The 9,720-nt window shown below is 62.2% G+C and carries 15 protein-coding genes; 9 read left to right on the top strand and 6 right to left on the bottom strand.

Translation table 11 applies throughout. The features are described from left to right. Positions 1-120 precede the first annotated feature (120 nt). Entirely contained in the window at positions 121-1,371 is a 1,251-nt protein-coding gene (locus FJW06_RS12535) for a trimethylamine methyltransferase family protein (protein WP_246674594.1), read from the top strand. A gap of 62 nt (positions 1,372-1,433) precedes the next feature. Here FJW06_RS12535 and FJW06_RS12530 read toward each other — a convergent pair whose 3' ends face one another. Then, positions 1,434-1,637, bottom strand: coding sequence for a CsbD family protein (locus tag FJW06_RS12530; RefSeq protein ID WP_140752032.1), 204 nt, complete (start codon positions 1,635-1,637; stop codon positions 1,434-1,436). Positions 1,638-2,053: 416 nt separating this feature from the next. On the opposite strand from FJW06_RS12530, the gene FJW06_RS12525 reads away from it, so the two are divergent. The 3 genes from FJW06_RS12525 (at position 2,054) to FJW06_RS12515 (ending at position 3,243) form a co-directional block, all read left to right on the top strand. Next, the gene (locus tag FJW06_RS12525; RefSeq protein ID WP_140752030.1) at positions 2,054-2,467 is read left to right on the top strand and encodes an HD domain-containing protein; all 414 of its coding nucleotides are present in this window, start codon (positions 2,054-2,056) and stop codon (positions 2,465-2,467) included. A 239-nt stretch (positions 2,468-2,706) separates the two neighbouring features. Continuing rightward, entirely contained in the window at positions 2,707-2,916 is a 210-nt protein-coding gene (locus FJW06_RS12520) for a cold-shock protein (RefSeq protein WP_140752028.1), read from the top strand. A 105-nt stretch (positions 2,917-3,021) separates the two neighbouring features. Next, complete coding sequence (locus FJW06_RS12515; RefSeq protein ID WP_140752026.1) at positions 3,022-3,243, top strand: hypothetical protein; 222 nt, start codon at positions 3,022-3,024, stop codon at positions 3,241-3,243. A gap of 32 nt (positions 3,244-3,275) precedes the next feature. Here the strand turns inward: FJW06_RS12515 and FJW06_RS12510 are convergent, their stop codons facing one another. Further along, positions 3,276-3,611, bottom strand: coding sequence for a hypothetical protein (locus tag FJW06_RS12510; RefSeq protein ID WP_140752024.1), 336 nt, complete (start codon positions 3,609-3,611; stop codon positions 3,276-3,278). 266 nt (positions 3,612-3,877) lie between these two features. Between FJW06_RS12510 and FJW06_RS12505 the strand changes: the two genes are divergently transcribed. The 3 genes from FJW06_RS12505 to FJW06_RS12495 all read left to right on the top strand — a co-directional run bounded on the left by FJW06_RS12505 (position 3,878) and on the right by FJW06_RS12495 (position 5,778). Next, positions 3,878-4,120: a hypothetical protein gene (locus FJW06_RS12505; RefSeq protein WP_140752022.1), complete on the top strand. Its 243-nt coding sequence runs from the start codon at positions 3,878-3,880 to the stop codon at positions 4,118-4,120. A gap of 51 nt (positions 4,121-4,171) precedes the next feature. Beyond that, positions 4,172-5,227 carry a PAS domain S-box protein gene (locus FJW06_RS12500; RefSeq protein ID WP_246674593.1) on the top strand — a complete coding sequence of 352 codons (1,056 nt, stop codon included), beginning with the start codon at positions 4,172-4,174 and terminating at the stop codon, positions 5,225-5,227. 197 nt (positions 5,228-5,424) lie between these two features. Continuing rightward, positions 5,425-5,778 carry an SPW repeat protein gene (locus FJW06_RS12495; RefSeq protein WP_140752020.1) on the top strand — a complete coding sequence of 118 codons (354 nt, stop codon included), beginning with the start codon at positions 5,425-5,427 and terminating at the stop codon, positions 5,776-5,778. A 426-nt stretch (positions 5,779-6,204) separates the two neighbouring features. On the opposite strand, the gene FJW06_RS12490 is transcribed toward FJW06_RS12495, so the two are convergent. Next, the gene (locus FJW06_RS12490; RefSeq protein ID WP_246674592.1) at positions 6,205-6,675 is read right to left on the bottom strand and encodes an Lrp/AsnC family transcriptional regulator; all 471 of its coding nucleotides are present in this window, start codon (positions 6,673-6,675) and stop codon (positions 6,205-6,207) included. A gap of 138 nt (positions 6,676-6,813) precedes the next feature. On the opposite strand from FJW06_RS12490, the gene FJW06_RS12485 reads away from it, so the two are divergent. Both FJW06_RS12485 and FJW06_RS12480 read left to right on the top strand, forming a co-directional pair. Further along, complete coding sequence (locus FJW06_RS12485; RefSeq protein ID WP_140752018.1) at positions 6,814-7,569, top strand: tryptophan 2,3-dioxygenase family protein; 756 nt, start codon at positions 6,814-6,816, stop codon at positions 7,567-7,569. 283 nt (positions 7,570-7,852) lie between these two features. Further along, the gene (locus tag FJW06_RS12480; protein WP_140752016.1) at positions 7,853-8,275 is read left to right on the top strand and encodes a DoxX family protein; all 423 of its coding nucleotides are present in this window, start codon (positions 7,853-7,855) and stop codon (positions 8,273-8,275) included. 93 nt (positions 8,276-8,368) lie between these two features. Here the strand turns inward: FJW06_RS12480 and FJW06_RS12475 are convergent, their stop codons facing one another. The 3 genes from FJW06_RS12475 to FJW06_RS12465 form a co-directional block, all read right to left on the bottom strand. Then, complete coding sequence (locus FJW06_RS12475; protein WP_041001284.1) at positions 8,369-8,674, bottom strand: hypothetical protein; 306 nt, start codon at positions 8,672-8,674, stop codon at positions 8,369-8,371. 75 nt (positions 8,675-8,749) lie between these two features. Then, positions 8,750-9,019 carry a hypothetical protein gene (locus tag FJW06_RS12470; protein ID WP_140752014.1) on the bottom strand — a complete coding sequence of 90 codons (270 nt, stop codon included), beginning with the start codon at positions 9,017-9,019 and terminating at the stop codon, positions 8,750-8,752. A gap of 227 nt (positions 9,020-9,246) precedes the next feature. Further along, positions 9,247-9,702, bottom strand: a complete 456-nt coding sequence (locus FJW06_RS12465) for a hypothetical protein (RefSeq protein ID WP_246674591.1) — start codon at positions 9,700-9,702, stop codon at positions 9,247-9,249. Positions 9,703-9,720: the final 18 nt, after the last annotated feature.

The raw sequence follows: 9,720 nt of genomic DNA, 5'->3' as shown, positions 1-9,720 counted from the left end.
AGCCGCGCCTTTCCGGATGCGACGCAAGGTGGCGCGCCGGGAGCGTCGCCAAGGTAAGCCGAATCCGGATATTCCGGCATGCCGGCCTCATCGAACCTTTGTGCCGGCCGGGGGAGTTGCGTGCCGGTTTCATGGCCAAATGAACATCGCGCGGCGGTCGATTTCGTTGCCGCGGTCTATCGTCCCGAACGCGACGAGGCCGGGCTGGAGACGATCGAGAAGTCGGCCGACCGGGTCCTTGAGGAAACCGGCATCCGCTTCCTGGACGATCCGCAGACCATCGACATTCTCAAACAGGCCGGTGGCGTGGCGACCGGGGATGTCGTGCGCCTGGATGGCGCCGAACTGCGCCGCATCATACGCCGGGACGCGCCGGCAAAGTTCCTGCTGCGTGGCAGGAATGCCGCGCAGGACACGCCGATCGGCGTGAGCGCGGCGCCGGTCTTCGCGCCGATCTACGGCGCGCCCAATGTCGTGCTCGACAATGGGGCTAGGCGGGCGGGCAGCCGGCAGATCTACGGCGAGCTTGTCGCTGCCGCGCATGCCGCGCCGGGGCTCACCAACACCGGGCAGATGATCTGCGTGATGGAGGACGTCTCTGAAGACCGGCGGCCGCTGGAGATTCTGCTTGCGCATCTCAGCCGCTCTGACAAGCCGTTCATGGGCAGCATCGCTTCGTCGGCGGCCGCTGAGGCGGTGATCGACCTGACCACCGCCGCGGTCAGGCGGCCGGCGTCTGCCGGCGAGTGCAACCTTCTCCACCTGATCAACACCACGCCACCGCTCACCTATTGGCCGAACCCGTTGAAGTGTCTGCGGACCATCGCGCTGAAGGGCGAGGCGAGCATGGTCTCGTCCTACATGATGATGGGCGCGACGTCGCCCGTCACCGTGGCCGGCGCGCTTGTCCAAGGTTATGCCGAGGTGCTTGCCGGGCTTGCGCTGTCGCAGCTCTGGTGTCCCGGCGCGCCGGTGGTGATGGGCATCCTCGCCTATCCCTTCGACATGCGTCGGATGCTGCCCGATTTCGGGGACCCGGCTTCGCAGCTCGTCCAGTTCCACGCGGCCGGATTGGGCAGGCGGCTCGGCGTGCCGGTGCGCGGCGACGGCGCGATCACCTCGGCCAAGATCGACGATGCGCAATCGGGCGCCGAAGGGGGCAGGGTGCTCTCGGCGGCGATGGCCTCCGGCGCGAGCTTTATCCTCCACGCTTCCGGTTGGCTGGAGCAGGGCTGCACGGTGTCGTTCGCAAAATTCCGCCGCGATGCCGCTGCTCTGTCGGAGCTCGGCCCTGGCAAGCCCGCCGATTTGCCCATGCCCCTTGACCGTGGGATCGAGGCGGAGATACGCGGCCGCCTCGCGCGCTCTTGAACTGATCCCATAAAAAGGGCGCTGCCGCGAAGACAGCGCCCTTCGTTCAGCGAGCAGGCCTGCTACCAGCCTTGCATGCTGTACCAGTCGTCGACATCGCGGCGAACACGATCCTTCTCAAGGCCGTAGCGTTCCTGGATCTTGCCTTCAAGCTGATCGCGCTTGCCCGCGATGCGATCGAGGTCATCGTCGGTGAGTTTTCCCCACTGTTCCTTGACCTTGCCCTTCACCTGTCTCCAATTGCCTTCGACGCGGTTCCAATCCATTGCAGGACCTCCTGTTGAACACGAAGGCTAACGGCAGCGCGGTCGCCAGGTTCCTGCCGAAAAGCGTTTGTCCAGCAACGCCGGGCCCCGGAGATATGGGAGATATGGTTCATCTGGCCGTCATAATGGACCGGCAAATTGGCGAGCGCTGAGCCAGGCCCCTCCGGTCAGCATGTTCCCAAGACCTCTCCTGCCCGGCTCCTGGTCCGGGCTTCTTTTTAGCTGCGTCTCGGAGGTCGTGGTCTCAAAAATCCGCAAGCGGCGGAACATTCGCCCGGCGCCGATGTTCATGAATGCAGGATGGCGCGCAGCCCCGCTCCCCCCGCGAAAGGCGTGCCATCCAGGCTCAGACCGAGCAAGCCCGCCTCGGCCGTCCCTCGCCGGGGCGGGCTTCATTTTCGATGATTGGAAGAATCATGCTCCACCGGGCAGCCAAGATCGCCGAGCACGCCCATAGTGGCCAGAATGACAAAACCGGCCGACCCTATATCGAACACCTGAGGCGCGTCGCCGATGCGGTCGAGACGTTGGATGAAAAGACCGTCGCGTATTTGCATGACGTTATAGAAAAGGGCGAGGGCTGGACCCTTGAGCGGCTTGAGCAGGCTGGATTCAGTTCATCCGTTGTCGCGGCCGTCGATGCGCTGACGACACGGATGGACGAAAGCGAGCAGGGGTTCATTTGCCGCGCGGCCTCGAATCCGCTCGCCAGGTCGGTCAAGGAAGCTGATCTGAAAGATAATCTGTGGCAGGCACATCAGGCAGGGCTTTCTCCAGCCAGGTATGAAACCGGCCTTGCGGTGCTACACGGATTGAACGCCAGCGCTTAGGCGCACGCCCAGTGGCCAAATCCGCCTTCCATCCGGGTTCGAGGCATGGCGCGAGTATTATCTCAGCCTCCCTTGCGAAAGTGAGAATTAAGCGCTATGTATCGACAATCGATCTTGTTGAACGAACGTTGTTTTCGCGCCTTAGCGCCCAACGATATTCCCTCTCAATTTCGAAGAACCCGGCGTTTGGTCAGGCGACCAAGCGGCGATAATTTACGTCGATTTGAAAGGAAATCGCAATGAGCTCTGGAACCGTAAAGTTTTTCAATTCCACCAAAGGCTTCGGATTTATCGAGGTCGGCAATGGCCAGCCCGATGTGTTCGTTCATATCTCGGCCGTTGAGCGCGCCGGACTGCGCTCGCTGGTCGAAGGCCAGAAGGTCAGCTTCGATATCGTGAAGGATGCCCGCAACGGCAAAAGTTCTGCCGAAAATCTGCAAGCCGCCTGATCACAGCGCCTCAGGGTCAATGACCACGGATGTACTGGCATCGGCCTCGCAGGCGCGTTGGAGAAGGTCGGGCTTTGCCCGGCCTTTTTTGATTAAGGAGAAGAAATGAAGTCCCTATCGGATACCAGTCTGTTCAAGCCGGTTCCGTCCCGAACGGAAGCCAAAACCGACATGACGTCTCGCGTCGCGCGGCAGATCGTGGATCTGGAAGCAACTGCGAGGGAGGCCAAGACGAAGAGATTGCGCGCCGCCAGGCTCGCCCAGGAAGCGGACGCGCCCGCGCCCCCGCCGAAGAAATCCGTGCCGAAGCGTAGCAAGAAGGCGTGAGCACGAGTCTGGCGCCTGCCTGAAGGGCTGCGCTATTCCCGCGCCACCTGCAGCAGATCGCTGGGGATATCGCCGCACGTCCGGCTATCCAACATCTTTTCAAGATCGTTACGGTTGTCTTGGCCGAAGTCGCTGGGTAGATCAAGCGCCGTCCGGGCATCGTCGTCGAACTCGATCGGCGCCCCGTAAAGCTGCGCTATCCGCAACACCAGATCTTCGATGTCCTCACGGGCGATGTTCTCGGTCAGGTTGCTCAACCTGATCTCTTCCGAAAGCCGGATGATGTTGACGATACCCCTGATCCGAAAGGCCCGCTGGACCCTGTGATGAGCGTCGTCGCGCAACCGGATGGAAAATCGTTGGAACATGGAAGGCCTCCTTCCCTGGAGGTTATCCCTCGATCGTCATCATGCGCCGGACCATCCTGGATGGCAAGCAAAAAAGCCAAATCGGATAGAAATATCAATTAGTTAGCATAGACCAACAAATGTGGTTTCGATGCATGATTGGTTTCGTTAGTCTGTTCCTCCGTTTATGGCTTAAGCGTCCTTGACGCCTTATACGGCGAATCCTACTTCTACGTGGAATGAGGCACTTACTCATTCGTGGCATTTTGTCTGTGAAGGAGGCAGGCATGGCTGAACTCGAGCGGCCGCAAAGGTTGCAGATCATGCTGACCGACGAGGAACTGGCGGCGCTGGAGAACTGGCGTTTCGAAAAGCGCATGCCGAGCCGATCGGCCGCAGTGCGCGAGTTGTTGCGCCGTGGGCTTTCGTCGGATGGGTTTTTGACCGCCGACGCAGGCGCAAAGTCGCAAGATTTTGGCGTGATATCGGCGGAGAGGATGGGCAATGGCGCCAATGACTCCAAACGGTAAGTGGGTGCCACACCACGACGCGTTGCCCTGCTTCTCCGTCGGCCCTAATTAATGAACATGACAAGTTATGGGGGGATATTCCGACAGAACGCCAATGCCGACGCGCGCCTCGCGGCGATTGTCGATTCGTCTTACGACGCCATCATCGGCAAGAACCTGAACAGCATCATCACCGACTGGAACCAAGCGGCCGAGCGCATGTTCGGCTATACCGCCGAAGAGGCCGTGGGCCAGTCTATCCTGATGCTGCTCCCCGAGCATATGTACGGTGAGGAAGCCGAGATTATCGGCCGCATCCGCCGGGGCGAGGGTGTGGGAAGTCACGAGACGACGCGCAAGCGCAAGGATGGCTCACTGATCGCCGTGTCGATCACGGTGTCGCCGATCAGGAACAGCGCAGGCGAGATCATCGGCGCCTCGCAGATCGCTCGCGACATTACGCCCGCCAAGGAAAGCGAGCGCCGCATCCGGTTCTTGATGCGCGAGGTCAACCACCGCGTGAAGAACCAGTTCGCGGTGATCCTGTCGATGGTCAGGGAAACCAGCAAGCGCTCGACCGACCCCGGCGAGTTCGAGGAACTGATCCGCGCCCGCATCATGGCGCTGTCACGCTCGCACGACCTTCTGGTCACCTCGGAATGGGCCGGCGCCAGCCTGTTCGACCTAGTCCAGGAGCATCTGAAGCCTTTCGGCCATGAAGACCGCATCTCGATGTCCGGGCCGCTTCTGACCTTGCAGTCGAATGCCGTGCAGAATCTCGGCATGGCCTTCCACGAGCTCGGCACCAACTCGTCCAAATATGGCGCGCTGGCCTCAGGGGGCGGCCATATCGAAATCACTTGGAAGGTGGAGACCGGTCCCGAGGCGCAGCGACGTTTTCATCTTCTCTGGCATGAGACATCGGATAAGGTCGCAACCGCGCGCAAGGCGCCCGAGCGCAAGGGGTTCGGCACGGTGGTGCTGCAGCGGGTGGCGCCGCAGTCGCTGAGCGGTTCCTCCAGCCTCGAACGCTCGCCCGCCGGCGTGAAGTGGACGCTTGACGCACCGATCGAGGCGATCGTCGTGCCGCAGCTCGGCGCCGACACGGACAGCAATTTCAGCGTTTGAGGCGTTGGATCCAGTGGCCGCCGCCGGCGCGATTTGCGCCTTGCCGCCAAGACGAAAAAAATGCACAGGGTAGAACAAGGGTTGCGGTCGCCGGCACCTCCTTGCAGCACCGCGAAAGCGTAGCTACATCATCAATGAGCGTGCAATGTCCACGCGGATACAGTTGCTTTGGTCAAGCTTCATCCATGGAGGTTGTCATGGCAATGATGGAAGCAAGAAAGAGCCTGGACTGGATCACTCTGGTCCTCGCGATCTGCCTGTTCATTTCACCTTGGGTCATCGGATTCACCGCGGCGATGGTGCCCGCGTGGAACGCCTGGATTGTCGGCGTTCTCCTCGGCGCGCTGGCGCTCGCGACGCTTTCGGTGTTCGCCGAGTGGGAAGAATGGGTCAGTGCGGTCCTCGGGCTCTGGCTGATCGTGTCGCCCTGGTTGCTACACTTCGCGGCTGACACGCATGTCATGGCCACGCATGTCGTCCTCGGCGTGCTGGTGGTCGCGGCATCGGCCTGGGCCGTCTGGGACTTCCGTCATCCCCACGCGCATGCGTGAGCGGTGACTGAATGGGAGCCCGCCGCGTAAGCGGCGAGCTCCTCTCTCTTGGAGCATGGGTGAGGCGGCTGTTGCGGCGGGTTCACGCAATTGCTGCAACCGGAAACCTTTTCGTGCATTCTTGGGAATGGCCCTGATGCTCCACCCCGACACCCCCGCCAAATGCTGCTCCTATTGCGGCGGCCGCGACCATGATTTCGAGGAGTGCCCGAAACGCAAGGCTGACGCCGAGAAGGAAAAGGTGGCGCGGGAGCCTGAGCCGATCATGGCTGGGGGTTCCTTATTCGCATCACGCGTCCTCCAACCAGTAGCTTACCTCCTATCGCCATAACGACGCGATGCCGCTCGGGCGTTGTGCTGGCGCCACGGCTCGACCGCGGAGGGTGCTGTCGAGCTGCGCTTCAAATCAATTTGGCGCTCGCCTTATCAGCTCAGCGCACGCGCCGCCGCCTCGGCGAACGAGATGTCGCCCTTGATCTCGCGCATCGCCATCGAGGTCACCGTGCGGCGCACGCCGGGCAGGCGGCTGAGCTCCTCGCGCAGCATGCGGTCGAGCGCCATCATGTCGACGGTGACGATCTGGAGCAGATAGTCGGCTTCGCCCGTGGTAGCGTAGCAGCGGCGGATCAGCGGGTGCTTCTTCACCGCCGCCTCGAAGGCGTCCGACACCTCGAAGTCGATTGAAACCTGGATGAAGGCCTCGATGCCGAAGCCCATCCCGGCCGGATCGATGCGGGTCGAATATCCGCGGATAATGCCAGCCTCTTCCAGCGCTTTCACCCGTTTCCAGCAAGGCGTCTTGCTCAAGCCGACCGTCTCGGCGAGCTCGCCGAACGAGACGCGCGCGTTGCGCTCGAGCGCGGCGACTATTCTGCGGTCGAGGGCATCCAGCATCATTCGTTCTCCAATAAGGCGGAAGAGATCGATGATCGTCCTTCCTTTCATGCCATCTGAATAACAGAAAGGAACAATGTTCAAGCCGAAAGCGCTATCCTTGCCGCCAGGTCGAAAACCTGCCCACGAGGAGGATGAGCCATGGACAAGACGGACTATCACGCCCGCATCGAGGCGCCCGAGATGCGCGACTACGGTGTCTATCTGAAGTGCGACCGGTTGCTCGCCTGCCAGAAGCCGCTCGCCGAAATGGTCAATGCCGACGAGTTGCAGTTCCAGATCGTGCACCAGGTCGAGGAACTCTGGATGAAGCTTATCGCCTACACGCTGGTCGACGTGCTCGACTATCTGGAAAGGCAAGACACCCACCGCATCGTCACGCTGATGGGCCGCGTGCACCGGCTGATGCGCATGATGACGGCGCAGCTCGATCTCCTGGAGACGATGTCGCCTAAGGAGTACCAGCAGATCCGCCTGCAGCTCGGCAATGGCAGCGGCCAGGAATCGCCAGGCTTCAAGCTGTTGCTGCGCTTGCCGCCGGATCTTTGGCGGGCCTTCAAGCATGCCTATCTCGATGGCCGCGGGCTGACCGTGGAGGATATCTATGACGAGCATTACGACCACGGCGATTCCTATGTCGTGGCCGAGGCGCTGATCGAATTCGACGAGCTGTTCCAGAAGTTCCGCGCCAACCACCTTTATCTGATCCATCGCTCGATCGGGCTGGGAGCCAAATCGCTGAAGGGCAGGCCGGTGGAAATTCTCGAAGGCGGCGCCCGCCACCGCTTCTTCCCCGAGCTCTGGGACATCCGCTGTGACATGACCGATCGCTGGGGCGCCGAATACGGCACCGTGCGCGACTCGATCAGCCACCCGCCGCAGGCGAAGGCGGGCTGAGCCTCCTTCCTCGCCCGCGCGAAGCGGGTGGAGAAGGTGGCCGTGCAGCGGCCGGAGAGGGGGCCTTCGTAGAGTGCCGACTAGATGGAATTTGCCGTTGGCGTTTGTCCCACCATCCGGCGCAGCGCGTCTCCGTCGCGGCTTCGCCGCGCCACCTCTCCCCCGTTTCGCGCGGGGCGAGGAAGAGGGCGCTCCAAACAATTTTCCCCACCCCCTGTCGGAACTCTCTCCCTTCGCCCGTCCTTGGGGCATCGAACGGCTTTGACAACTCGGAGGGACACTCGTGGAAAACGCACAATCGACCTGGCAGACCGTCGCCATTCTCATCGCCCGCCTGATCTTCGCCGCCATGTTCGCCATGGGCGTCGCCTTCAAGCTCATGGATATGGGCGCCACCGCCGGCTACATCGCCGCCGCCGGCTTTCCATTCCCGCTGTTTCTGGCCTGGTGCGCCGCGATCCTCGAGACGCTGCTGGTGATATGCTTCCTGACCGGGGCCTTCATGACGCCGCTGGCACTGATCGGAGCGGTCTACGTCACCTTTCTGGGTTTCGCCTTCCACGGCCCGTCGCACTGGGCCGGAAACCAGGCCGAGTTCGGTGCCTTCATGTCGCATTTCCCCTTCGCCGCCGGCCTGCTCTACGCCGCCGTGCACGGCCCGGGCAGCGTGCTGGCCCTACGACAGGGCTGGCCGGGCCGGGCGTGATCTTTTCCTTCTCCCCGTTCTGCGGGGAGAAGGACCCCAAAGGGGCGAATGGGGGGCGGGGCCCACATTTCAAGGCAAGGCGCCTACCGATCCTCACATCTGGTCATTATACGGCTCCTTCATCTGCCCGACCATGCGCGCCAGCTTGGAGAAGGACGGCATGTCCGCTTCAGGCTGGCACTGATTGGCGAGCTCGAGCAGCCGGATCGGGAAATTGATGGCGTCGCGGTTCGAGGCCGAGATCGCCTCCGAACGCTCCTCGCCGGTTTCGCCTGCTTCGGCCTTGCGCAATGCGATGTCGATTTCCTCGACCGTGAGCACGCCTTTCTTGACGAGCACATGATTGATCGCGGCGACGGCCATCAGCAGTCCCTCGAGTTGGAGATTGGCGACGTTCATGGTGTTCCTCCCATTGACCTCGCCTCAAGAACGCATGAGCGGCGTTTCCGATCCGAGCGGGGGAGGCCAGCGCGGCTAAGCCTCCAACCACCGCTCGCCATATTCGCTCCAGAGCTGCCTGATCTCGCGATTGCCGAGCGGCGGCGTCTGGCGGTCACCATAGAAAACGGCGACGGCGCTGAGGTCGTACTGGCCCTCGGCCTGAGCGATGAGGCGGACCGCTTCGCCGAGTGGTCTTGAATGGAAGATCGGATCGGCCTGGCCCCGGCCCAGGCTGCGAACGCCCGAAATGCTTGCAGGCACATGCCGCATCCGAAAAACGGATGCCATGGCAGGTCTGTCCATGCTGCTCTCCGCGATTCCCCGCAGGAATGATCCCATAAGCTTCGGCTAATGACCAGCCCGACACAACCGGGCTCAACAAGAGGGCAGGGACCGCACAACCTTGCAACGAAGAGACCTGGAAAGAAGGCCGGGCGCAACGGCCCGGCCTTCCTTTTTGCGCGGCCACCCTAAGCAGCCTGCGCTCACTACTTTGTGCGGTCGCGGCTGTGCGGCCCCGACCGGAAATCTCATCTGTGCCAGCGCCGCAACCAGTCCGGCTCGGGATCGGAATTTCGGCTGATCGCCATGCCGGCCAGCAATCCGACCACGCCGCCGATTAGCATTGCCGTCGAAAAGGTGCCGGGGTTCTGCTGCACCGTTTCCGAAACGCTATGCGCCTGGGTGCGTAACTGGCTCGCCGCGCGCGAGGCGCGATCGGAGGCGCCGCTGTAGAGGGTTGAGGCACGATCGGCCGCGCTTCGATACCAGCCCTGCGCGGTTTCGGCAGCATTCTCTGACTGTTCGGCAAGCGCGCGGTTCAGCCGGTTCCGCTCGCGCTTCAGCTCGGCGATCTGCTTCTTCATCGTGTTTTCGGATGCTTTTGCGGCCCGCGTGCTGCCACGTGACGCGGCGTTGCTGCGTGCGGCTGTGGTTTTCACGTTGCCGTCGGCTGAATTGGCGGTGCTGGTGTCGTTGTCTGCCATCGGTTTCTCCTTTTGCTC

Origin of the sequence: Mesorhizobium sp. B4-1-3, from assembly GCF_006439355.1 — a bacterium.
Taxonomy (GTDB): domain Bacteria; phylum Pseudomonadota; class Alphaproteobacteria; order Rhizobiales; family Rhizobiaceae; genus Mesorhizobium.
The sequence above is the reverse complement of the archived record's forward strand: the minus strand, read 5'-3'. Positions and strand labels throughout refer to the sequence as shown.